Below are 24,250 nucleotides of genomic sequence, written 5' to 3'. Positions count from 1 at the left end.
AGAAACGAGGCATCTGCGCTCACCGCCCTCGTAGGTCCCTCGACCATGGCGTTGCTAGGCAAGCTAGGCGCAGATGTGACTAGCCCAATGAGTCTGGCTTACTTCATCGCTAACGTGAACGGTGAACGTGGTGCCATACGAAGGCGAGACATTCGAAGCCTTTTAGTCTCCAAGCTGAATCAGCAAGAGGCAACCGATTTATGCAATCTGCTTCAGTTGCCGGTGATCTCCCCTCACCGGACGCTGGGTGGTATCGACTTCGACGCACCGCGAAATCTGGAGCTTCTAAACACATGGTACGGTGTTGCGAATGATGAGCGTGAGGAAGCTCTTCAACCATCTGAGGGATCCCAGAAAGCCGTTGCTTCCCACAAGCTCTACGCGCATCAACTGAACGCATTTCGCGAACTTCGACGAGCGATCGCTCGCCCGTCGGCGTCCATTCTTGTCCACATGCCGTTTGGTGCTGGAAAGCTCCGGCTCGTCGCCACTGCTGTGCTCGATCTCTTTCGCTCGGAAGCTGACGACAGGTCCGTTGTCTGGTTGGCACCGGGCGCGGCCATGTGTGAAGAAGCCTTCCTTGAGTTGCAGGAGGTATGGAAGCAACTGGGATCGCGCGACACCACCCTTCTCCAGCTTTATGGCAGCCACCCGGCGCGAGACTTGGATCAACTTGGGGGGGCGATTGCGGTCATTGACATCCTCCGACTCAGCAAAGATGACGCTGCCCTGGAGAAGCTCGGTGCCGTCACCTCGGTGGCAGTTCTTGCAGACGCGGAGAACCTTGTCCACCCCGCTGGCGCGGAGATCGTACGAAGAATGTCAGCGGGCGGACCATTTAGCCTAGTGGGGATCTTAGCCTCGTCAGGAGCGTCCATTCCGCCCGGACCTGCGCGCAGCGCCTTGCAGTCAGCCTTCACGGGAGCTTGCATTACGGTCACGGCAGACGACGAACTGCAGGCGCTTCGCAATGCGGGCGACTTCGTGGACATCGCAGGCTCGATCATCGACCTCACAAGTACATTGTCTGCAACTGCCTCAACATATGCCTCGCCCACCGCAAGTAGCGAGAACTCACTTGACTTCGATCAAGCGTATGTAAGCGAGCTCAGTAAAAACGTTGAACGCAACGAGCGTCTCCTAACACTCCTTGGTGAGGAATCTAAGAAAGGGGGGCGGATCATTTTTTACGCGACAACGCCTGGTAGTGCGAGACTTTTTGCCTGCCTTCTACCCGTTCTAGGGGTGCCGGCAAGATCGATTACTTCAGAGGACTCTCCAGCAGCACGCACTCTTGCCCTTCAGAAATTTGTGGCCAGGGAAGAAAAGGTCTTGTGCGTCCACGGTTTCCTGCTTGCTGGAAGAGCTATCCCAGATATTACTTTGTGCGTGATGGCGTCGCCTGGTAAGTCTAAGGCATCGTTTCTTTCAACTATCGGGCGACTCGTGCAGGCTCGAGACGCCAATCTTCCGACGCTCAGGCTCATTGTGGCAGCCGACTCACAAGCCGACGCTGGTTTGGTGGCGTCGTTGGGCACTTGGTCGACGTTGAACTTCTAGGAGATCATATGTTCTTTCCCATCATTCCCCAGAACCTATCGATCTCCGCGATGCGAAGCTCGGGCTATCGCGATACCGCCCATGCACTTGCAGAGCTCATTGACAACGCCATCCAAGCAGGAGAAGACACCGCATCCCGTACCGAGGTCGAGGTCATCTGTATTGACGAGGCCTCTACTGGCGGGCGCCGTCAGATCTCCCGACTTGCGGTCTATGACAATGCCTGTGGCATGAATCCCTCGCTGTTGAGAAAAGCCCTGCAGTTCGGCAACGGGTCGCGCCTCGAAAAAGCTCAACAAAAGGGGATCGGTAAGTTTGGGATGGGATTGCCGAACTCCTCTATTTCTCAATGCAAAAGGGTTGACGTTTGGACATGGCAAAAAGGGTCGGTTTATCACGCGTATTTAGATGTGCAGGAGATTCAAGATGGCAAGATGACAGAGGTTCCAGAGCCACGATCTTCTGAACTCCCCTCCGAGTGGCGATCATTGATCGCAGGTAACCTCGAAGAGCACGGTACGCTAGTCGTCTGGAGCAAGCTGGACCGGATCTCCTGGAAGCAAAGTACAACTCTGCTTCGACACACGGAATTTATCAGCGGGCGCGTATACCGACACTTCATCAACGACAAGTCCGTTCGAATTCGCCTTGCCGCTTATGAGAGCAAGACCAAATCGACCGTCTTCGAAAGCTTCGTCCGGCCCAATGATCCGCTCTACCTGATGTCCGGAACAAATGCCCCCTCCCCCTTCAATCAAAAGCCGGCCTTCGTGACGTTCGGACAACCGCTGGTACTCACAGTGGCTCACTGCGGGGTAGAACACCTCGTGACCATCATTGCGTCGATCTGTAAGCCGGAGACACGGCGTGAAGGAGGAACCAAGCCGATTGGTCAGCACGCGCAAAAAAACCAGGGCATCTCCGTCGTGAGATCAGGGCGGGAGTTGGAGCTCAATCACAGCTTCACGAACTCCTATGACACGCGCGAGAGATGGTGGGGGGTCGAAGTGCAGTTCGATCCCGGCTTGGATGACGTTTTTGGCGTCACTAACAACAAACAGTCCGCCACGGGATTTACACGTCTAAGTATCGAGGAAGACGCGTTCGAAGAGGGCCTCGCCGTGAAGGATTACCAGGAGGAACTCGAGCAGGATCGGGACCCGCGGCTTGCCATGTATCGCATCAGCCGCGAAATCGAGAAGTTGTTGAATTCCATGCGTATTCAAGTGGCCAAGATGCGAGAAGGTGAACGTATCTACGCCACGAAGGAGCGGGCCGAAAGCAAGGCCGAGAAAGCAGCGACGGACTCGGTGGCAAGACGCAGAGAGCGAGTGGGGGACACAGGCAGGAGCGATAAAGAGGAGCACGCTTCCACCAGCGAACGCGCATTGGCGCTGACAGCCGATATCGTGCAAGACGGCGTGGAGGAGACGAAGGCTCATGACCTGGCCGTGGATTATGTCACCAAGAAGATAAAGTTTCGCTTCAGGCATTCGGATCTGACTGGTTTCAACATCTTCGATATCTCCACGGCTGGAGGTGTCATCTTAATCACACTCAACAGTCGTCACCCGGTGCACGCGCGCATCTTCGAGGCGCTTCAAGGCGAGGGTGGACCGGAGGTCCAGTACGCTAGAGAGGTTCTGTCGCTCATCGCCGCCTGGGCCCGAATGGAGGATGAAGCGCCCAGCGAGAAGGTGCGAGTGGGTATCGAAGAAATTCGCTTGCTTTGGGGGCGGATGGCCATGGACTTCTTTGAGCTCGAGAACTAGCCATGAGCGGGCGCGAAGCGATCCGTGGATTTGCGGTCCAGACCCTCATCTGCCTTCTCGACTCATTTTGGGCTGGCGAACGGTGGAACGCTGTCACGCTCGAGCCTGATTCCGAAAATGACAAGGTGGACATTCATTGGGAATATGCCGATGGTTCGACCTGCGCGCAACAGGTCAAATCCTCAAAAAATCAGATTGGAAAAGGCGACGTGGTGGCCTGGTGCAGGGAACTAAAGGAGTCAAATTCCGCAAATAGTTACCAGCTGATGCTGGCCGGGCCGATCGCAGCTGCCGTGCTGGAAGCCGCGCCCTTTCACGGCGTTGATGTGCCAACGCCCACATCGATGGATACGCTGGCCTTACTCGACCAAGCGATAACGAAAGTGGATCGCTACCTTACCGCGAAGTCCATCGATCCACTTCCACTTCCACTTCGCGAATCACTGATCTACGAACTCGTTGCTCGCATGATGCAGGCGGCTATACACGGAAAACGTATGTTGCATGAGGAGTTTGATGGCTGGTTGCTGAGCGGGATCACTGCTTCTTATCCGCATGCGATCAGCCAGCGACTGACCGCAAACTGCGCTGTCCTTTGGAGTGTTCTCGAGATTGCCGGGCCAATCGTGGTCTCGACGAGAGCTTTCGAACTGATACTTCCGCTCACCGTCGTCAACGGCGGTGCTTCCACGGCCATCGTTGAGATGTTTCTGCTGCGTGTGTGGTCGACTGCGCTGGGGCGTGAGATGCGCTATCGCCCCGAAAGCATCGTTTCTGAGGGGATGGAGGCGGGGTACGACATTCGACGACGGAGCGGATATCCATTCGGGGATTTCGCGATCTCACCCCAGTCTTCGGTCAAAAAGTCTGTACTGTTCGTTCCGGTTCAACGACCTGGATATGACGTAGATCAGTGGCCTCTTGGCGATTATCAGGTGGAATTGTTCGTCAAGTATGCGGCTCAAGCAGCCTTGTGCTCGGTCAAAAAGACAGCGATAACGATCGGGATGGACGCGTTCTCTGTCCTAACGTCGGGCCAGACCCAATTTATCTCCGTCTCCAATTTAGAACGTTATCTGAGCGAAATACTCACGATGCAGTGCGCAAGCGACGCACGCTCTTCCCCATTATAGAAATCATCGATTCCCACAGAATCTTACTCTTTAAGCAGGTTGGGGTACAGGGCTACGTAAGTGTTTCGCCGAAACCTGTGTTCCCTGTCGGTCCGATGTCTGGCTACTATGACTGCTTCTGAGAAACAGCTCATCCGGGATTTGCTATACAAGCCTTCTTCGAATACTAGTCGTCATTTATATCGTAGTCGTAGAGGTCCTTGTGGAGGGCGAAATCGCGCTTTACATGTAGATCCTGTATGTATTCGAGTGTGCAATTTTCTATGAAGTGATCGAATTCTTTGCCATTACCGCCTTCGATAGCACGATATTCATAGGATTCAAATCCTAGGCTGAACCATCTAAGGATGATCTGAATGTATAGGGCCGACACCCTGCACGCATGCCTGAGCATCAGCACAAGCTCTTCGCTGTCCTCGTGGCCTCCGTATTCGGCCGGCGGCCCCAAAGGGAAAGTTCCATGTGCGACATGGTTCCGAAGGTTGCGTACGACCTGCAGCGCAAAAGTCAATCGACCCTCCGCAAGCAAGCCCATCCCGCCCAAAGCGGCAGCGTGGCTAGCTTTGTATCGTTCGAACAGCATGATGAAATTGTTGCAGTGATGCCTAAAGTCCTGAGGCACAGCTGATACCCCTTCACTCTCGAAGAGATCATCTAAGAGAGCCACCGCCCGCAAGCTACTTGTTCTCTTCAGCAGGCCCTTAGCTGTGCCTTTACGAGCCGATAATGGTCCATAGAGGTGATCAATGAAACGATAGGCTTCCTCCAGGCCACTGCAGACAAACATGAAGCGCGTGAGCGCGGTAGCGTGAGTCGTGTAATGCTTCGCGTGGGCATCAATGTTGTCGCCAATACTTCCGCAGTAAAGCCCGTCCGAGGATTCGAACTTCCAGGTATCGACTTCGACCTTTTCAAGCTGAGCGGCTAACCTGAGCCAATCTCCAATTGTCTCGGTCCGAATCTTCGTTGTGCCGTGCTCGCTCAGGTAGGGCGACGTGTTTCCAAGGAAGTGCGCAGCAAAACTAACTTCGATTAAATGCTCATCGAGCCCACGGGTCCCTGAGCAAGTTGGACAGAAATGCGCCACGCCAGGTTCAGGATCGTCGGCGCTCATGCCTTATTTTCCTGAGTTCACTTATGACAAACCGCGCAAGAGCCGTTACCTTCATCCACCCCGTAAATTTCGTCGATTTCGTCGGGGCAGGCCTTTACAGGTCGCAGTGGATTGATCGGGATGGCCTTGAGCATGCGAGCTCGGCGAAGCTTGTATTCTGCTTCGATCTCCGCAATGCGTTCGGGCTGCTCCATATCGACCAACGATTCGCCCTTGGACCAGGTGAAGGGGGAGCCGTGGTCCAACGCGTCCTTCTCCAACGCCTTGGCATCTTCATATGCCTGCGGATGGCGCTCCCTCAGGCGCACCCACTCGATCTTCTGCTGGAAGAAGCAGAAGGTGCAGCCGCTGCGCGATCGCCATTCGTAATACTTGGGATAGCCGACGCCGGAGTTCTCCAAGATGTCGATGACGCCTGCCTTGTCGATGCCCGCCTCGCGGAAGGGTAGCTTCACGAACAGGTTGTCGGCCTTGGTCGAGTAGCCCTCGCGGTAGTCCTCATCGGCGCGGATGGCCACATAGGACGTGACCTTGTCGCCGTTCGCGAGCATCGGCCTGACCCAGTTCTCGAACGGGGCCAGCTTTAGCTTGCGGGTGCACCAGCGGGTGTTGGGGTTGGGCAGGAAGTGGTTGTATTGGCGAAGCCAGAAGCTGAAATCGCGGTCAGGGTTCAACCGAAGGATCGTCTTGCCAAGCTTTCCCTCAAGCTTACCCAGGAACTCGTAGACCTCGGGTAGCTCTTCGCCTGTGTCTGTGTAGAAGTATTCGATGTTGAGCTCGGGATGGCGCTCACGCATATAGACGGCCAGAGCCGCGCTGTCCTTGCCTCCAGAGATCCCCAGGACGTGTCGCTCAGCCATTGGCTGCCTCCTTGTCGATGGACGCCAGTTTCATTCCGGCCTTGGCCAGGATCGCCAACAAGACCTCTGCTCCCAAACCTTGGCCTTCCAGCATGGAGACGACCTCAAGGACCTTGGCCTCCACGGTCTTGCGATGGCGGTCGGAAATAGCGAACGAGCGCGAGATCATCTTGGTGTCTGCGCCCGCGCCGATGACCACGGCGATGGCTTCGCTGTGCGCCTTGCGCCCTTGCACGGCGGCGAACGCCTCGGATTCGCGGAAGCGGCGCGCTAACTTCGCCAGTTCCAAGATTGCGGCGTCGATGTGCCGATCCACCCAATCGCGGGGCGGCTTCTCCGCCGCCAGGCTCAGGATGCCTTCGAGCGATGCTCTCGACCCGTCGTAGTTGACCAAACGCGTAGCGAAGCCATCAATTTGGAAGTCCCCCGAGATGCCGGAGACGGACTTCGCCCGCTCGCGCAAGCTTTCCAAATCGTCGCGGCTCGCGTCCAAAGCGGCGAGCATCTTGGCTTCGACCTCAGCAAGCATCTTTCCGTAGGCGCTGGCAAGTTCTTGCAGCGGCGCGCGCAGCGCCTTCACATAAGCCTTGCCGTCGGATGCGCCCAGGAGCGATGCCAGATCGACGAACAGTACCTTGTGTGGGTCGCTGGCCTTCAAAAGCATGTCGCGCATGTCACGGGCTGTTTGTCCAAGCCGCGAGGTGCGCCGGGCCCATTCGGGCAGGTTGAAGACCATAGCCACCAGGCCGCGGGCGGCCTCGAGCGGGTCGGCCGCGCCGGCGTTTTCGCCGATCTCGGCCAACAGCTTGGAAATGCCTTTGAGGATCCGGTTCTTGTCCTCGTCGATAGCCACCCAGCGCAGCGAAAAGCGATCGGGGTCTTGCAGGCACTCGTCGATGTCGAAGTCGGTGAGCCGGGGTACGAACATCCCATCCTTGTAGACGGCGATGTTGGCCTTGTGGGCCAGCAGGAAAGTGGTGAGGAACACAGGCTGGATGCCAAACTTCATGCCGAACGGCGGTGCGCTCCACAGTTTGTAGATCTCGTGCGCGCCCACGCGGGCGTCCGCGTCAGAGAAGAGGGCTCGCGTGGCGCTCCAGAGGTTTTGGAAGCCTTCGGCGAACCCATCGTCAGGAGGCATGCAGCGCCAGGCCCCAGAGGCGTCTTGGCGATGCAGCCCCGTACGCTTGAGCAGCGTCTCATAGAGGCCGCGCTCGGCCGGGAAGCCCTCGAATCCCAATGCCTCTTGGCCTTCTGCATTGATCATCGCGTGCAGCAGGTCGCGGCGCGCCTTCACGCTGTTGCTCGACACGCTGTCGCGGTTGACTAGCTCGCTCCACACCGGAGGCGAATCACCGAACATTTCTTCGGCCAGGCTCGACGCAATGGGTGAGAGCTTGGAGCCTGGTTCGACGATTTGCTCGGTTCCGTCGTGCCACTTTGCCAGCGACACCGCGGCTTGCAGTTGGTCCTCCAAGTCGGCGCGGGTGGCGGCAAGGCGCGCGTAGACTTCGCGGCGTGCGACGGCGTCGCCTGAGAGCTCGTGGCGATCTTTGACTTGCTCCAAGGCGACCAGTTCCGACGAGAGCTCGGCGATGCGGGCGTGGTTCGCAGGAATGCCTACCATCACGGGCCATGGGCTCAACTTGGAGCATCCCTGTGCCCGTATCCGCGCGTCCCTGGGCTTCATGCCTTTACTAGGCAGCGCGAGGATGAAGGTCCCAAACTCGCCCTTCTTGGGTTGGTAGTTCGCGGCGATTTTCTCAGCCTGCTCGATGCTGCATAGCGAGAGCTCCATCCATCGCATGGAGCCGGTCTCGTGGTAGTGCCGCTTGGCCACGACCGGATGCAGACCCATGAGCTGCGCCAGGCGGCCGTAGTCGATGCCCGGAGAGGCGGCCAAGGTTTGGGCGATGGCCGCGTCGATGTCGAAGTCGCTACCTTCGAAGACAGACCAGGCCCCGGTGTAATTCTTGTAGAGGGCGACTTTGAGATCGGAGAGCTTTTTGAGGGCAGCGTCCAGCTCCTCACGCGTCTTGTCGTAGAAGAGCGCGCCGATCACCGCGGCGTCGGCCGCCAGGCCCGAGCCATTGCGGAACATGTCTATGACCGCGATATTTTTGATCAGCGAGACGAGCAACGCATCTCCCGTCTTGGCTTCGGCTCGCTCGACTGCCTCGACGGCTTGCGACCAGCGGTGGCCGTCGGGAGAGGCCAGGATCGCCGGCTCCAAGTTCGAGCGCAGGTAGTCCCAGTAGTCGCTTGGACGATACCAACTCGCGTCCTCACGAAGTGTCGAGTTCAGATAAGAGCGGAAACCATGCGGCTCCACCGACGAGAGGAAACCGAAGGTGCTGCGCTCGTTCTGGCCGAACTGCCGCTTTGAGATCGGGCCCAGGAGCGCAGCCATCGCTGGATGCAGCGGCCAACAGGCTTCCAAGGCCTTGGCGAAGTCTTTCCCCACGGCTGGGCGGCGGGAGCGGATCGCTTCGGCGATGGCCTTGGACGCCTCGGGTATCCAGGGAGGGCTATGCTTTGCTTCGATCGCGCGGCCGATGAGCTCGACGACCTCGTCGCTCGCGGCCACAAAGGGTAAGTCGATGTAGCGGCCTTGCACTTTGGCCCAATCGTCGCGGGTATCGATGCCTAAGCGGGCTGAATATTGCGCAAAGGACTGATGCAGCACGCCCACGACCACTAGGCGGCCCTCGGAACGCGCGGCGGCTTCGGCTAGCTCTTGGAAGAAGTAGACATCGTCCCCGGAGCCCAGTGCGGAAGCTTCAAGGAACTTGCCCATCTCGTCGATAATGACCAGCGCGCCGTCATGCGGGCGACTTTTGGCCTCTTCGAGAAGCTCGGCAATCAGCGATTGCGCGTTGGGCTTGCTGCGACCATCGATATTGCGACCTTGCGCTCGCCGCAGAGACGCATGCAGCTCTGCTACCACGCTTCCGCGCCGGCCCACAGCCGGCACGAGCAGCCATCCCTTACGCACGGGGAAGGCCTTGTCAAAGGCAGGCTTGGAGTCCAGTCGCAATGCCTTGCGCGCCTTGGCCCGCAGATTCTTGTCGGGATGCAGCGCGCTCGCCAAGGCTACGGCAAGCGAACTCTTGCCACCGCCGAAGGGGCCAGTCCAGGTGAAGCAACGTTGGTTGGTGCCCGAGAGTTGCTTGCACATCCCATCGACCACAGCAGACGCGGTCGCGTGACAGATGTAGCCGGAAAGGGCGTCGGCGCGGCCGATATCGGCATCGACGCGGATGGAGCGCTGGTACTGGCGCGATATTTGGACGATGTCCGACAGAGCCAGTTGCTTCTTGTCAGTCATAAGCGCGCCTGATCATGTTTTTTATGTCTTCCTTGGACAGATCCTTCCGGTGGACCTGCCGTAAACCGGCGGAGTCGGTCCACTCCAGCTTGCGCCTTGTGAAGTCCGAGAGAGCAATCAGTCGTTGGGCGATCGACTCCTCGTCTAGCTTAAAGACACGGCCAGGTGAACCTTCCGCGTAGGCGACGGTTTCGAAGGCCAGCGAGCTTTGGCCATCGGCCTCGCGGCTCCAGAAGTCGACAAGGGCATACGCGAAGATGCCATCATGCAGCGAAGCCTTCGGGCCACGGCGGAAGGCGTATTGTCCTTTATGGACCTCTTGCAGTAGTCCCAACTCGCCAAGCAGCGGCTCGGCGAAGTCCTCGGGCGAGCCGCCGACCACACGGGGAGCATAGCTGCGCAAGCACGTCTCCAAGTCTCGGGAGATCGTCGAGACTGAGAGGCGGTGCTTCGGATCGAGTTCGCGAGCGTATCGCTCCAGAGGCTCTTCGAGCTCTTGGCGGGTGAAGGTCGGCGCCGTCACATTGTTGAACAACCAGTACCACGTCGTCGAACGGAAGCAGCGGCCAGCAAGCTGCCAATGGGCAAGCCATGCCGTGGATGGACTCTCTGCATAGGGATCAAGACCGCCATCCTGCAGGATCTCACTAGCAAGCTTCCCAATACGAAAGTTGCCCTGTTCTTCATACAGGACGCCACAGGCTAGAGCCCAATGCCGGATGGAGGCAACCATGTTCTTGCCCACCCCAAAAGTAGCAATGGCATCGTCGCCCGTAAACGTTGCCTTCGGGATACTGCCACCTGCAACAGCTTGATCGTAGGCCTTTTTTAGCCACATCTGACGCAGGGGGAAGGTCTCGTGCCCCGAGAAATGGGCAGGAATCGAGGCTGATGTTGCGCGGTGGCGAGTCATGGACACATTCTATGCCCGACTGGAGGAGTTCACCAGTCCGAAACCGCCTCGCGGGCGGTAGAGACGTGCGCCCTATCCAAGCCTGCTCATACAGGCTGCAGCGTCAGCCAATATTCGTGCCGCTTCGTAGGCCTCAGACGTGGTCGATTGGCGACCAAACCCGATGCGAACGACCTCCCGGGCCTCGTCGTCGGAGAACCCCGAGGCTTGCAGAACGTGTGAGCGATGAATGGAACCCGATGTGCAGGCAGAGCCGCTTGAAATGCTCAACTTGGGACTTGCGCGCATGACGAGGTCATCAGCATCGACCCCTATGAAGCGAATGCTTCTCAAGCCAGGAAGGTTTGGGCCGCCGCAATCGAACTTTTTGAAGTTAGCCCCGAACTCGTTGAGAAAATTACAGAACGAATCCGCAAGGACTTCGGTGTGCAGCGCATCGCGCTCCATGCTGTTTGCGACTATTTCGCACGCTTTTCCGAAGCCAGCTATCAGAAACACAGGTAGAGTTCCTGGGCGAAGGCCAGATTGTTGCCCTCCCCCAAAAAGTAGAGGCTGCATTAGTTTCCTGACTCGTTGCGAGATATAGAGAGCTCCAATTCCGGAGGGGCCATACATTTTGTGGGATGAAAGGCTTAATAAATCGACCCCCATTGCAGCAACGTCAATCCTTAGTCTTCCCGCCGTTTGCGCAGCATCGACATGCAAAATTCCATTTTTTGATGTCAATAAATTTGAAATTTCCTCAATTGGTTGTATGGTCCCTATCTCGTTGTTGGCATGCATCACGGAAGCTAAATTAAGATCAAAGCGACCAAACTCAAGTATCTTCGTTGCAGCCTCCACTTCGACGCGGCCGTGCCTGTCGACAGGAATGGTCTCCACTGAAACGCCGCGTGTGCTTAGATGCGTCCCTACCTCAATAACGGCCTTGTGTTCAATTGAGGAATGCAAAAGTCTTGAGCCATTCGGATTCTGAGAAAGTACGCCTTGTAACGCGAGGTTGTTCGACTCTGTAGCCCCTGACGTGATAACCAGCTCACTCGGCGATGCTCCAATCAGGCTCGCGATAGCCTGCAGAGCAGTGTCGACCGCCTTGGCGGCTCGCTGGCCAGCCAGGTGCCCGGCATGAGGATTGGCATGGGTAGCTCCAAGCCAGGGAAGCATGGCTTCGACAACCACGGGATCGGGTTGCGTTGAGGCATTACAGTCCAAGTAAATCGGAGGCTTCATTAGCGGACCTGGCAACTACGGGGAAGAGACGAACTTCGCACGCGATACCTTGCCACATTTGGCATAGGCCGTTGCAATGAAGGCCGTCACTACGTCGCCCGCCTGCCAGTCGTAGCGCTGCCAGCGGATCATACTGCTCCCCTATGCCGGTCTCGCGCCCCCTCAATGCGCAACCTGTCGAGATAGTCGGCCCACGCCTGCATCATCTTTTTGCGCTCTGACAGATGTGCGGTGCGATTGTAGGCACGTCCCAGCGGATCGCGCACGGCATGCGCAAGTTGGTGCTCGATATAGTCGGGGCGGAAGCCCAGCACCTCATCCAGGACGGTGCGCGCCATCGCGCGAAAGCCGTGACCGACGATGGTCTCGCCGTCGAATCCCAGGTTGCGCAGGGCGGCGTTGATTGTGTTCTCGCTCATCGGCCTGTCTGAACTGCGAACGCCAGGGAACACGTAGTCGCTGCGCTTGGTGAGCGGCCATAGGTCCTGCAGCACGGTCACAGCCTGGCTGGACAGTGGAACGATATGCGGGGTCTTGGTCTTGCTGGTGACGTAGCGCCACTCGGCGGCATCCATGTCGATGTCGGCCCACTTGGCATGCCGCAGCTCGCCGGGGCGCACGAAGAGCATGGGAGCAAGCTTGAGGGCTGCCTGCGTCACCGCAGCGCCTTGGTAGGCCCACAGTGCGCGCAGCAGGTCGCCAATCTGCTCGGGGTCCGTGAGGCTGGCGAAGTGCCTGGTCTGAGGCTGCTCCAGGGCGCCGGCCAGGTTGTCGGCCGGGTTCCTTTCGGCGCGGCCCGTAGCGATGGCGTAGCGGAACACTCGGCCGGCATGGGCACGGGCCCGATGAGCAGTCTCAATGATGCCCCGCTGCTCCAGCTTCCGCAGGGCAGCCAGCAGGATGGGTGCGCTCACATCGGTGATGGGCATGTCGGCAATGGACGCCAGATCTTTCTCGATCAGCCGTCGCTCGCGCTTGACCGAGCCGGGACTCAGGCCCTCCTTCGCGCGCTTGGTCAGCAGCTCCAGTCCAATGGCGCCGAACGTGGTGTTCATGCGCTCGGCCTGGACGGCTCGCTCGACGCGCGCGACATGGGCCGGGTTGGCTCCACCCTTCAGCAGCACGCGCAGCTTGTCGCGCTCCGCGCGTGCCTGCATCAGTGACATGGCCGGGTATTCGTCGATGGTCACGATGCTTGGCTTGCCGGCATAGCGATAGCGGTAGCGCCACGCCTTTGAGCCGGTGGGACGCACCTCTATGCACAGGCCATTCGAGTCGGCCACTCGAAAGGCTGTCTCTCTAGGTTTCAGTGCGCGAAGCTTGGCATCCGTGAGCATGTGAGTCAGATAGTTGTGAGTCGGAGCGACCCATTGCCGCTCCACGACTCACAGCCTGACTCACTTTATTGCCGGATGCAACTGGACATCACTGGACTTCAACGGACTGGAATCAGCTATTTTCAGGTAATTTCCTGCAAACCTTGGACTAAGCCGGACACCCTTGGACTGCTTTTTGGTGGGCCCACCAGGATTCGAACCTGGAACCAAAGGATTATGAGTCCTCTGCTCTAACCGTTGAGCTATAGGCCCGTGTGTCTGGCAGCGAGATGGCGAGCATGTCGGGCCGTACAGCGGACGCGAAAGTTTACCTGCCTGCGCGTCACCCTGTCTGCTATGCACCCTCTGACGACAGCTATCCAGCGCTTAAGCCCGCGAGATCACGCATCGGCTGCCCACAACGAAAAAGCCAGCGGCGGCCGGGTTTTGAGCATCAGAGTCCAGAGTTCCGTCCCGCCGCCGCTCTAGAGACGCCTTCGACGGACCGGCGCACTCGAGCAGATTGCATCAGGGTGTGGAGCTTGGTGATGCCGAAGCTGGTTTGGTTAGCAGTCGATCGCAGCGCCATGCGTGCGTGACCGGTGGCGAGGTGTTTGCGCAAGCATGGCAGTCAGCACGCTGTGGGGGCGGGCACGATGGTCTCGATAACGCGCGGGTGGCGCTGAGAAACGCGATCTCTAGAAACAACTAGCAGAACCTACCAATCCCGAACCCCCAATCCCCGCCCCTCACGCATCGGCGGTCTCGAACTGCCCATCGATCAACTGCCGACCCGTGCGAAACCCGTGCGCGATAGCCTCCTGATATGTGCCATAGCCTGGTCCGTTACCGGCGATACGCGGCTGCCGCTTGCCGCCGAGCGCGTACACATCCACCCACAACGTCCACCTGGCGTTCGGGGAAGCCTGCTCGGCGCGTACGCGGATCTCGTGCTCGCGGTACGTGGTGGTTTCGAAGCGGCTTTGCCTACTCATAAGACGATCCCGTTTCCATTCGTCCGCCAACTTAGAAGTCGTGGTCAGAACGCCACGTGAGGTTTGCAGAAACACCGGTTTAATGTTGCGTAACCGTGTGGCTTCGTCGCCACTGCGTGAACGCATCGGCGCTGCGTCTCCCCGACGCGCGCATGTCGTTTCAGCCCGAGCGCCACGCATAACCAACTGCCTTGACTACAACGCAACAGCCCCGCGTGAGCGGGGCTGCTGTGGGATCACTGCACGTTACGACCGAGGTGTCAATCGATATCCAGGAACGAGCGCAGCTGTTCCGAACGGCTCGGGTGACGCAATTTACGCAACGCCTTGGCCTCTATCTGGCGAATCCGCTCGCGGGTGACGTCGAACTGCTTGCCGACTTCTTCCAGCGTGTGATCGGTATTCATGTCGATACCGAAGCGCATGCGCAGCACCTTGGCCTCGCGCGGGGTCAGCCCGGCCAACACGTCGCGCACCGTCTCGGAGAGATTGATGTTTGTCGTGTTGTCGATCGGGGACTCCACGTTGGTGTCCTCGATGAAGTCGCCCAGATGCGAATCCTCGTCGTCGCCGATCGGGGTTTCCATCGAGATCGGCTCCTTGGCGATTTTCATCACCTTGCGGATCTTGTCTTCCGGCATGTCCATTTCCTTGGCCAGCTCCTCCGGCGTGGCCTCGCGGCCGAACTGCTGGAGCATCTGGCGGGAAATGCGGTTCAACTTGTTGATCGTTTCAATCATGTGCACCGGAATACGGATGGTGCGCGCCTGATCGGCGATCGAACGGGTGATGGCCTGACGGATCCACCACGTTGCATACGTCGAGAACTTGTAACCGCGACGGTATTCGAACTTGTCCACGGCCTTCATCAGGCCGATGTTGCCTTCCTGGATCAGGTCCAGGAACTGCAGGCCGCGGTTGGTGTACTTCTTGGCGATGGAGATGACCAGGCGCAGGTTGGCTTCGACCATTTCCTTCTTGGCCTTGCGCGCCTTGGCTTCGCCATAGGCCATCGCACGGCTGATCTCCTTGATCTCGCCCAGGGTCAGGTAATTGGCCTTTTCCATCTCGATCGAGCCCTGCTGCTCGGAGATGATCTGATCCTTGACGTCGCGCAGCGCCGACGACCACTTCTGCTTGCGCTTGAGTGCGTCTTCGACCCATTCCAGGTTGGTCTGGTTGCCTTCCCAGGAGCGGATGAAATCCTTGCGCGGCATGCGGGCCACAGTGGTGGCCAGGTGAAGCACCTTGCGCTCGTGGTCCTTGATACCGTTGACCACGCCACGCAGCTGGGTGACCAGCGCGTCGGTCAGCGGCAGCGGCAGCTTGAGCGTGGTGAAGATGGCGGCCATGTCTTCGCGCGCCTTGACCACCAGCTTGTGCTCGGCGCCGTTCTTGGCGTAGGCCTTCTTGAACTTGGCGTATTCGTTGGCCAGGTTCTCCATGCGCGTGGCCACTTCCACCGGGTCCGGACCGGTCGGGCCGGCTTCTTCTTCGGCAGCGTCGTCATCGCCGTCTTCATCGTCGTCTTCATCGACGGCGTCTTCGTCGACGGCGACCGGGCCGGCGGCGGCCAGCGCGGCGGCCGCGGCGTCGGCTTCTTCGATCAGGTCGTTGAAGCCGACCACGATCTCGGCCAGACGCTTCTTGCCTTCCTTGTGCGCTTCGTAATCGGCGAGCAGCATTTCGGTCGACAGCGGAAACACGCCCAGTGCTGCCTGGACCTGGCTCAGGCCTTCTTCGATGCGCTTGGCGATGGCGATTTCGCCTTCGCGGGTCAGCAGCTCGACCGTGCCCATTTCGCGCATGTACATGCGCACCGGGTCGGTGGTACGCCCACCTTCGGTGTCGAGCGCGGTCAGCGCGGCGGCGGCTTCTTCGGCGGCCGTGTCGTCAACCTCGCGGTTGCCGGTGTTGCCGTCGTTGAGCAGCAGGGTTTCGGCATCGGGGGCAACTTCATGGACATCGATGCCCATGCCGTTGATCATGCTGATGATGTCTTCGATCTGCTCCGGGTCGACCAGGTCGTCGGGCAGATGGTCATTGACTTCGGCGTAGGTCAGATAGCCCTGTTCCAGGCCCTTGCTGATCAGTAGCTTGATGTCGGATTGCTGGGCAGGACGTTCGTTGGCCATGAGTGCTCGCGCCACCGGCTTTGAGATTGGAAAGAGAACCTAGCATTATACCAGCGTGAAGCCCGGTCTGCCGGAATCAAGACGGGACCGCTGGTGGACGTGCGGTATCTAGGGTCTGAGAAGGAAGGTCACCGGGCCGTCATTGACCAGGTCGACAACCATATGGGCACCAAAACGCCCGGTTTCCACCCCGCCGCGATGTTTTTCGCGGCAGATCGCCACCAATCGATTGAACGCGGGTTCAGCCTCCAACGGCGGCGCGGCGGTGCTGAAGCCTGGGCGGTTGCCCGAACTGGTGTCGGCGGCCAGGGTGAACTGGCTGACCAGCAACAGGCCGCCGCCGGTATCGGTGAGTGAGCGGTTCATCTTGCCGGCGTCGTCGCCGAACACCCGGTAGCTGAGCAGGCGCTCGGCCAGGCGCCGGATCTGCGCATCGCTGTCGCCGGGTTCCACGCCGACCAGCGCCAGCAACCCGGGGCCGATCTGCCCGACGATCTGGTCGTCGACGGTGACGCTGGCGCGGGTGACGCGCTGGATCAGTGCAAGCATGCGCATTCTTGGGTAGCAAACTGTGCGGGCAGCATGCCCAGCGCGGCCCGCACTGTCACCTGCGGGTCTTCGCCGGCCACGCTGTTTAGAATTGCGCGGATGAACCCTGATGTCCGTGCCCGATTGCTGTACGCCACCGCCGCCACCGTGGGCCGCTTGCCGTGGCCGCTGCTCCAACGCCTGGCCGATACGCTGGCCTGGAGCTGGCGCAAACTCAATGCGCGCGAGGCGCGCGTGGCCCGCCGCAATCTGGAACTGGCGTATCCGGAATTGAGCGCCGAGCAGCGCGCGCAGTTGCACGCACGGATCCTGCAATCGACCGCGCGACAGACCCTGGAAGTACTGCGCACCTGGACCCGACCGCCGGCCGAGAACCTGGCCCGTCTGCAACGCAACGGCCAGGAGTTGTACGACGCCGCACTGGCCTCCGGGCGCGGGGTCATCGTGGCCGCGCCGCACTTCGGCAACTGGGAGCTGCTCAACCAGTGGCTGTCCGAGCGCGGGCCGATCGCCATTGTCTACCGGCCGCCGGAATCCGAGGCGGTGGACGGTTTCCTGCAGCTGGCACGCGGCGGCGACAACGTGCGCCAGGTGCGTGCCGAAGGCCCGGCGGTGCGGCAGTTGTTCAAGGTGCTCAAGGACGGCGGTGCGGTCGGCATCCTGCCCGACCAGCAACCGAAAATGGGCGATGGCGTGTTTGCGCCGTTCTTCGGCAGGCAGGCGCTGACCATGACTCTGGTCAACCGGCTGGCCGAGCGCACCGGCGCCACCGTGTTGTACGGCTGGTGCGAACGCGCCGGCGGGGATCTGCAGTTTGCCCTGCACGTGCAACCGGCCGACCCGGCGGTGGCTGACCCCGACCCGGTCCGTGCCGCCAGCGCGCTCAACGCCGGCATCGAACAGATCGCCCGGCGCGACCCGGCGCAATACCAGTGGACCTACAAGCGCTACACGCTGCGTCCCCCCGGCAGCGGCGAGGCCAATCCCTATGCGACGGAGCGGCATCCGCATTGATCGCCGCGCCGCGCCGGCCTGATCGAGCGCGGCAGCCGCGCCGTGTGCGTCAATCGTCGTGCGGATCGGCGGGCGTGGCCAGAATGCGTTGGTAGAACGCCAGGTCCAGCCAGCGCCCGAACTTGAAACCGGCCTCGCGCACGGTGCCGGCATGGGTGAAACCGAACTGTTCGTGCAAGGCGATGCTGGCCTGGTTACTGGCATCGATGCCGCCCACCAGCACATGCACGCCGCGCGCTTGCGCCGCTGCGATCAAGGCCTGCAGCAGGATGCGTCCCAGGCCTTTGCCGCGATGGTCCTGGTGCACATAGATCGAATGCTCGACGCTGTACTTGAACGCCGGCCAGGCGCGAAAGGTGCCGTAGCTGGCGAAGCCCATCAGGGTGCCGTCGGCATCCTCCACACCGATCACCGGAAAGCCGCCGGCCTGTTTGGTGGCGAACCAGCCAACCATGCTCTCCGGCGGCCGTGGCCGGTAGTCGTAGAGCGCAGTGGAATTGGCGATGGCGTCGTTGAAGATGTCCAGAATGGCGCCGGCGTGGCGCGCTTGGCTGCAATCGACAATGTGCATGGGGCCAGACGAACGTAGAGGTCGTCCGATTAGAAAGCATTGCCAGGTCCTGAACAACGCGCGCCGCAGGCAACCAATCGACGCATGCTGCGCCACTCAATCGGCAGCGGCTGGATGCAGCGTTCTACCCGGTCGTGGCGACTGTCCGTCGCCGGGCGCGCGACAATGGGCGGACGCGATCACGCAGTGACCACGGCGGCGTCCGCCTTGAAGCGGCCGTGGCCATCCCCATCTGGAGTCGTGCATGAGCAGCCCCGTCCCCTCCCCTAGCGCACAGGCCTTCGGCGATCCGGCGGCGATCCGCTGTGAGCGCGCCGCCTCCGAGCTGCGCGCCGGGCGTCCGGTGTTGCTGACAGCGGCGGATGGACAGGCGCGTGCGGTGCTGGCATTGGACAGCAGCACCGCGCAGTCGTACGCGGCCTTCGCGCGCGCCGCGCAGGGCCGCCACTACCTGTTCGTGACGCCGACTCGCGCCCAGGTGCTGGGCTTGAGCGCGCCACAGGGCGCCCGGGTGGGCTTGATCGATCACAGCTACGACCAGCTCGCGGCACTGGCCTACCTGCGCGACACCCCGGTGCCCACGCAATGGACGGCCGGCGATGCGCTGGATGCCGGCGGCGTTGAGATCGCGCGGCTGGGCTTGCTGCTGCCGGCACTGCTGGCGGTGGAACTGCGCGATGTGCACGACCAGGCCGCGTTCGCTGGCTGCCAGTCGCTGGCACTGGACGATTTGCGCGGCGGCTGCGCCACCTCCGCGGCCGCCGGCTACGCGTTGGTGACCCGCACACCGGTGCCGTTGCGCGGCCTGGGCATGAGCGAATTCGTGGTGTTCCGCGGCGGCGTGGCGCAGCGCGACCAGGTGGCGATCGTGGTCGGCCAGCCGGACCTGTCGGCGGCGGTGCCGGTGCGTGTGCATTCGTCGTGCCTGACCGGCGATCTGTTCGGCTCACTCAAGTGCGATTGCGGCGACCAGTTGCGGCATGGGCTGGCCAAGCTGAAAGAGCTGGGCGGTGGCGTGCTGCTGTATCTGGATCAGGAAGGTCGCGGCACCGGCATCGCTGCCAAGATGCGCGCCTACGGCTATCAGCACGCCGGCCTGGACACCATCGATGCCGACGCGCAGTTGGGCTTTGGCCCGGACGAGCGCCGCTACGGTAGTGCGGTGGCGATGTTGCGCGGGCTGGGCATCGGCCGGATCCGGCTGTTGACCAACAACCCCGCCAAGGCCGAGCGCCTGCGCGCAGCCGGCATCGCGGTCGAAGATCGCATCGCGATCACCGGCGAGATCACCGCCGAAAACGAGCAGTACCTGCGCACCAAGGCCGCGCGTGCCGGACATGCGCTGGACGTGGATGCATTGATCCTGGCTGCGCAGTAGCGCGCCCGGTGCCGGGTGCGCCTGCACTCGGCAGCCGGCTATGCTTGCGAACCGCTTCTGCAGGCCAGCCTCGTGCACGACGCTCCACCGCCGCACCCCGACCTCATCGTCCCGTCTGCTCCGGCAGAAGCGTCGGCCATCAACCACAGCCACTGGCAATCGCTGCCGCGACGCGGTGCGTATGTGGCGGCGGTCAACGGCGCGCTGGGCGGCGGATGTGCGGGCCTGATCGCAGGTGGCGTCACGGTGGTCTGGCTGCACGCCTGGCATCAATGGCCAGCGGTGCTGGGCGTGACCGCGGCCATCGCCCTGCTGGGTGCCTGGTTCGCGGTCAAGCGGCACCGGCTGACCCATTGGAAACTCGACCAGCATGGCCTGGCGCTACAGCGCGGCCATCTGTGGCAAAGCGACACGCGCGTTCCGATTTCGCGTGTGCAGCACGTCGACCTGCGTCGTGGGCCGATCGAACGCGCGACCCGCCTGACCACTCTGGTGGTGCACACCGCCGGCAGCCGGCTCAACGCAGTGGCGCTGTCGGGGCTGGATCAGGACGATGCAGAACGTCTGCGCGACCGCCTGGCCCGGCAGCTCGATGACGACGACGACGCGCTATGAATGCCATCGAACATCCCGGCAACGACGAGCAGCGCCTGCATCCGTTGTCGTGGGTGTTCGTATTGCTGCAGCAGATCCGTCAGTTCCTGATTCCGCTGGCCGCACTGATCCTGTTCGGCAGCCGCGACGGCAATCGCGATTTTGCCGACCAGATCGCCACCGGCGTGGTGATTTCGGTGCTGGTGGCGATTTCGGTGCTGCGCTACTTCACCTACCGCTACCGGATCGGCGCCGATGGCGTGGCGATTCGCAGCGGCCTGCTGGAACGCAGCCGGCGCGATATTCCGTTCGCGCGCATCCATAACGTGGTGGTGCATCAATCGCTGCTGCATCGCCTGGCAGGCGTGGCCGAGGTCCGCCTGGAGTCTGCCGGCGGGCATAAGCCGGAAGCGGAAATGCGTGTGCTGCGGCTGGACCAGGCACTGGCGCTGGAAGACCTGATCCGTCGCCGGGCGACGGGCGCAGAAGCCGCGACGCCGCAGATCGACGAGGACAGCGGCAGCCTGCTGCGCCTGCAGATGACCGAGGTGATCCGGCTGGGGCTGATTTCCAACCGCGGCATGGTCGTGGTGGCTGCCAGCTTCGGCGTGATTTACCAGATGATTCCGCGCCGCACGGTGTCCGACTTCGTCGAGCACAACGGCGAGCTGGCGTACCGCTACGTCAGCCAGATCCATCCCGGCGTCGCGGTCACGGCGACCCTGGCGACGATCGCCACGCTTGCCGTGTTGATGGCAATGCGCGCGCTGTCGGTGGCCCTGGCGGTGACGCAGTACCACGGCTTCCATTTGAGCGAATCCGAGCGCCGCCTCACCGTGGAGCGCGGGCTGCTGACGCGGATCCGCAGCAGCGTGGCGTTACGGCGGATCCAGTCGTGGACGCTTTACGAAGGCCTGCTGCATCGCCTGTTCGGACGTCGCCAGTTGCGGGTGGACACGGCAGTGGCCGGCACTGGCGACACCCACGGCAGCGCATTGAAAGAACTCGCGCCCACTGCCGATCCGCAGCGCTGCGACGCCTTGCTGCAACACCTGCTACCCGGTATCGCATGGCCGCCAGCGCAGTGGCAGCCGATCGCCACGCATTGCTGGTGGCGATTGAGCCTGCCCACGGCGTTGATGCTGCTGCCGCTGGTGGCCGGACTGGCGTGGCACTTCGGCAGCCAGGCCTTATGGTTGCTGGCGTGGCTGCCGTGGAGCGCGTTCAAGGCGCAGCGCCAGGTGCAGCGCATGGCCTACGCGGTAGATGCGCGCTTCGTTGCGGTGCGCGGCGGCTGGTGGAAGCGCTGGTGGCGGCTGGCCGAGCTGGACAAGCTGCAGGCGCTGCAGCTGCAACGCTCGCCGCTGGATCGGCTGTCCGGCACCGCCACACTATGGCTGGATACGGCCGGCGCCAGTGCGACCGGCCCGGCATTGCGTCTGCGTTTTGTGCCGCTTGCCCAGGCGCAGGCGTTGCAAGCGCAACTCGGCGCCGCGTTGGCGCGGCGCAAGTTGCGCTGGTGATCACCGCCAGCGATCCGTCATGGTGCTGATCAGTCTTGTCGATCAGCAGTTGTACTGGTCGACATGGGCAACTCGGCTGAGTGATCTGATCAATGACGGCGATCCGCTTCGGCGGCGCCTTGCAGGCAAGGATCACCGCAGTGATCACGGCCGATGCAACTCAGAACGGCTACCAAACGTAGCGAGCAGTCGTCCAGTGAGTGCGCACGTGCGGAATACCGCAATCGACGCGTGGGACATACCGATTCCGGGCACCGACCGCGCCCGCCTGACGGCTGCGCAGGCATTGTGTCAGCTGCTCTTAGCGTTGCGCCGGCCCCCAGTAGCCAAGCTCGCGACGGATCTGCAACCCGCGCCACAGCGCGCCCAGCGGTTTGCGCCGCAGTCCGCCGAGCTTGCCGGAAAGGAAGTCCTCGGTAGCGGCAATCACCCGTTCGGAGGAACGCCCGTCGCGATACGGATGGATCGCATCGGCGTAACTGGCGAGTGCACCACGCAATGCCGCATCCGGCGACAGCGCGCGCGCCAGCTGCTGCGGCAACTGCTCGGCCTGCTGGAAGTCGAGCATATGCGGCTGCGGCACGCGGTTGCGGAAGGTCACCACCGGTTTGTGCTGCACCACGAACTCGGACACGATCGATGAGGTGTCCGACACCAGCACGTCGGCCGCACGCTGCGCGGCCATGACCTCTTCGGGCTCGATGAAGCGTGCGTTGGCACCAGCCAGTGCGCGATAGCGGTCGAACAGCTCCGTAGCGCACTTCGGATGCAAGGTCAGCAGCCAGTAATGCGCACCGCGCGCGATGTCGGCGGCGATTTCGTCGTAAAGCGCAGGCGCCGCGCTCAGCCGCTCGGTAAAGGTGGAACCGAACAGGATCACCGGGCGGCCTGCGGCCGGTGCGCGCAAGGCAGCGCTCCGGCCGCCATCGTCGCGGAAGACCGGGTCGAGCTTGGGCCAGCCGGTTTCCACCACCGCAAAATGGCCCTCACGCTGTGCCAGCGCACGGAATGGCGCGGTGGTGGCCGGACCTTGCGTGCAATACAGATCGAACAGGCCACGCACCCGGAAATGACCGCGATTGTCCTCGCGTTTTTGCACATTGAAGCCGTGAAACAGCTGCACTTTCGCGCCAGACACAAACGGCGGCACCCAGTTGGCCGCGCTGAAGACCGCGCGCGGACGCAATCCCAGCGCCTCGCGCACGCCGACCGCGCGCGCACCCGGCAGCGCCAGATCGCGCGCGCCGCCTTCAAACCAGGCCGACACTGCGTGCCCGGAGGCCTGTAATGCCTGCGCCAATGGCGCCAGAATAGGCAACGCGTAACGCTCCGTTGCGAACAGCAGGTAATCGGCCATCACATGTCCTCTACGACCGCACCCGACGAACGGCCTCGCATTTGCGCCTGCATTATCGCGTTCAACGAGGCCGATCGCCTACGCGACTGTCTAACCTCGCTGGCGTTCTGCGACGAGATCGTGGTGGTGGACTCCGGCTCCACCGATGCCACCGCCGCCATCGCCGGCGAACACGGCGCACGCGTGTTGCAACGCGCCTTCGATGGCTACCGCAGCCAGAAGGCGTTCTGCGTGGCACAGGCCAGCCACGACTGGGTGTTGTGCCTGGACGCCGACGAACGCGTCAGCGATGACCTGCGCGCCTCGATCATCGCTGCGCGCGATGCCGGCTTCGCCAACGCGGCCGGCTACCGCTTCGCACGCTTATCGGACTACTTCGGCCGCTTCCTGCGCCACGGCAACGCGTATCCGGACCGGGTGTTGCGCTTGTTCGATCGGCGCCGTGGCGGTTGGCGCGGCAAGCGCGAGATCCACGAGGCCGCCAGCGTGGATGGTCCCGTGGCGACGCTGGCCGGCGATCTGATCCATTACCCATACCGCTCGCTGATGCAGCAGTTGGCCAAGACCCAGCGCTATGCGCAAATGATGGCCGAGCACGAACACGCACGCGGCAAACGCGCGACCTGGAGCAAGCTGGTACTGGCGCCGGCCTGGCGCTTCTGGCGCGGCTATCTGCTGCGTGGCGGCTTTCGCGATGGCTGGCATGGGCTGATCTACGCGTATGTGCGCGCCAACTACGTGCGCCAGAAGACCATCATGTTGTGGCTGCTGCAGCACAACCAGCCGGTGCAGGATCCACCGCGCGCACCGGATCGACGCAGCGAATAAGGATGGATAAAAACCGTCCAGTACAGTCGTCAAGCCGCTGCCAATGACGCGAACGCTGTGCAGACCGCGGGATGTCCACA

At 61.5% G+C, this 24,250-nt stretch carries 19 protein-coding genes and 1 tRNA gene; 8 read left to right on the top strand and 12 right to left on the bottom strand.

Features of this window, described 5'->3' with window-relative positions; all coding sequences use genetic code 11:
• The 3 genes from XBLMG947_RS11770 to XBLMG947_RS11760 form a co-directional block, all read left to right on the top strand.
• A partial coding sequence (locus tag XBLMG947_RS11770) for a DEAD/DEAH box helicase (protein ID WP_209437481.1) occupies positions 1–1,560 on the top strand: 1,560 nt, incomplete at its 5' end.
• A gap of 8 nt (positions 1,561–1,568) precedes the next feature.
• Positions 1,569–3,332 carry an ATP-binding protein gene (locus tag XBLMG947_RS11765; protein ID WP_065468866.1) on the top strand — a complete coding sequence of 588 codons (1,764 nt, stop codon included), beginning with the start codon at positions 1,569–1,571 and terminating at the stop codon, positions 3,330–3,332.
• A gap of 2 nt (positions 3,333–3,334) precedes the next feature.
• Positions 3,335–4,465 (top strand): hypothetical protein, encoded by a 1,131-nt coding sequence (locus XBLMG947_RS11760; RefSeq protein ID WP_065468864.1) that lies wholly within the window; start codon positions 3,335–3,337, stop codon positions 4,463–4,465.
• Between the two features lie 166 nt (positions 4,466–4,631).
• On the opposite strand, the gene XBLMG947_RS11755 is transcribed toward XBLMG947_RS11760, so the two are convergent.
• From XBLMG947_RS11755 to dtd, 10 genes are all read right to left on the bottom strand, one after another.
• Positions 4,632–5,579 (bottom strand): hypothetical protein, encoded by a 948-nt coding sequence (locus tag XBLMG947_RS11755; RefSeq protein ID WP_065468862.1) that lies wholly within the window; start codon positions 5,577–5,579, stop codon positions 4,632–4,634.
• 17 nt (positions 5,580–5,596) lie between these two features.
• On the bottom strand, positions 5,597–6,439 hold the full coding sequence (locus XBLMG947_RS11750; protein ID WP_065468860.1) for a phosphoadenosine phosphosulfate reductase domain-containing protein: 843 nt from the start codon (positions 6,437–6,439) through the stop codon (positions 5,597–5,599).
• A complete protein-coding gene (locus XBLMG947_RS11745) occupies positions 6,432–9,767 on the bottom strand; it encodes an ATP-binding protein (RefSeq protein WP_065468858.1) in 3,336 nt (1,111 codons plus the stop codon). Before XBLMG947_RS11745 ends, XBLMG947_RS11750 begins: the two co-directional genes overlap by 8 nt.
• Positions 9,760–10,680, bottom strand: a complete 921-nt coding sequence (locus XBLMG947_RS11740; RefSeq protein WP_083993050.1) for a DUF4007 family protein — start codon at positions 10,678–10,680, stop codon at positions 9,760–9,762. Before XBLMG947_RS11740 ends, XBLMG947_RS11745 begins: the two co-directional genes overlap by 8 nt.
• A 72-nt stretch (positions 10,681–10,752) precedes the next feature.
• Positions 10,753–11,910, bottom strand: a complete 1,158-nt coding sequence (locus XBLMG947_RS11735; RefSeq protein WP_065468854.1) for a cysteine desulfurase family protein — start codon at positions 11,908–11,910, stop codon at positions 10,753–10,755.
• A gap of 128 nt (positions 11,911–12,038) precedes the next feature.
• Positions 12,039–13,247, bottom strand: a complete 1,209-nt coding sequence (locus XBLMG947_RS11730) for a tyrosine-type recombinase/integrase (protein WP_065468852.1) — start codon at positions 13,245–13,247, stop codon at positions 12,039–12,041.
• A gap of 176 nt (positions 13,248–13,423) precedes the next feature.
• Positions 13,424–13,499 (bottom strand) — tRNA-Ile (locus XBLMG947_RS11725).
• A 476-nt stretch (positions 13,500–13,975) separates the two neighbouring features.
• Positions 13,976–14,296, bottom strand: coding sequence for a DUF6566 family protein (locus XBLMG947_RS11720; protein WP_065468850.1), 321 nt, complete (start codon positions 14,294–14,296; stop codon positions 13,976–13,978).
• A gap of 185 nt (positions 14,297–14,481) precedes the next feature.
• Positions 14,482–16,356: an RNA polymerase sigma factor RpoD gene (gene rpoD, locus XBLMG947_RS11715; protein ID WP_065468848.1), complete on the bottom strand. Its 1,875-nt coding sequence runs from the start codon at positions 16,354–16,356 to the stop codon at positions 14,482–14,484.
• 108 nt (positions 16,357–16,464) lie between these two features.
• Positions 16,465–16,905, bottom strand: a complete 441-nt coding sequence (dtd, locus tag XBLMG947_RS11710; protein ID WP_065468877.1) for a D-aminoacyl-tRNA deacylase — start codon at positions 16,903–16,905, stop codon at positions 16,465–16,467.
• Between the two features lie 99 nt (positions 16,906–17,004).
• On the opposite strand from dtd, the gene XBLMG947_RS11705 reads away from it, so the two are divergent.
• Entirely contained in the window at positions 17,005–17,919 is a 915-nt protein-coding gene (locus tag XBLMG947_RS11705) for a lauroyl acyltransferase (RefSeq protein WP_065468846.1), read from the top strand.
• 49 nt (positions 17,920–17,968) lie between these two features.
• Here XBLMG947_RS11705 and XBLMG947_RS11700 read toward each other — a convergent pair whose 3' ends face one another.
• Entirely contained in the window at positions 17,969–18,490 is a 522-nt protein-coding gene (locus tag XBLMG947_RS11700) for a GNAT family N-acetyltransferase (protein WP_065468844.1), read from the bottom strand.
• A gap of 244 nt (positions 18,491–18,734) precedes the next feature.
• On the opposite strand from XBLMG947_RS11700, the gene ribA reads away from it, so the two are divergent.
• The 3 genes from ribA to XBLMG947_RS11680 all read left to right on the top strand — a co-directional run bounded on the left by ribA (position 18,735) and on the right by XBLMG947_RS11680 (position 21,985).
• A complete protein-coding gene (ribA, locus tag XBLMG947_RS11690; RefSeq protein ID WP_065468842.1) occupies positions 18,735–19,868 on the top strand; it encodes a GTP cyclohydrolase II RibA in 1,134 nt (377 codons plus the stop codon).
• Positions 19,869–20,006: 138 nt separating this feature from the next.
• Positions 20,007–20,483 carry a PH domain-containing protein gene (locus tag XBLMG947_RS11685; protein ID WP_065468876.1) on the top strand — a complete coding sequence of 159 codons (477 nt, stop codon included), beginning with the start codon at positions 20,007–20,009 and terminating at the stop codon, positions 20,481–20,483.
• On the top strand, positions 20,480–21,985 hold the full coding sequence (locus tag XBLMG947_RS11680) for a PH domain-containing protein (protein ID WP_065468840.1): 1,506 nt from the start codon (positions 20,480–20,482) through the stop codon (positions 21,983–21,985). Before XBLMG947_RS11685 ends, XBLMG947_RS11680 begins: the two co-directional genes overlap by 4 nt.
• Positions 21,986–22,286: 301 nt before the next feature.
• Here XBLMG947_RS11680 and XBLMG947_RS11675 read toward each other — a convergent pair whose 3' ends face one another.
• Positions 22,287–23,345 (bottom strand): CDP-glycerol glycerophosphotransferase family protein, encoded by a 1,059-nt coding sequence (locus XBLMG947_RS11675; RefSeq protein WP_083993043.1) that lies wholly within the window; start codon positions 23,343–23,345, stop codon positions 22,287–22,289.
• Between XBLMG947_RS11675 and XBLMG947_RS11670 the strand changes: the two genes are divergently transcribed.
• Positions 23,346–24,170, top strand: a complete 825-nt coding sequence (locus XBLMG947_RS11670; RefSeq protein ID WP_065468838.1) for a glycosyltransferase family 2 protein — start codon at positions 23,346–23,348, stop codon at positions 24,168–24,170. It begins immediately after the preceding gene.
• Positions 24,171–24,250: the final 80 nt, after the last annotated feature.

It is taken from the genome of Xanthomonas bromi (assembly GCF_900092025.1).
In the GTDB taxonomy this organism is placed as follows: domain Bacteria; phylum Pseudomonadota; class Gammaproteobacteria; order Xanthomonadales; family Xanthomonadaceae; genus Xanthomonas; species Xanthomonas bromi.
This window is presented reverse-complemented; position numbering and strand designations above follow the sequence as displayed.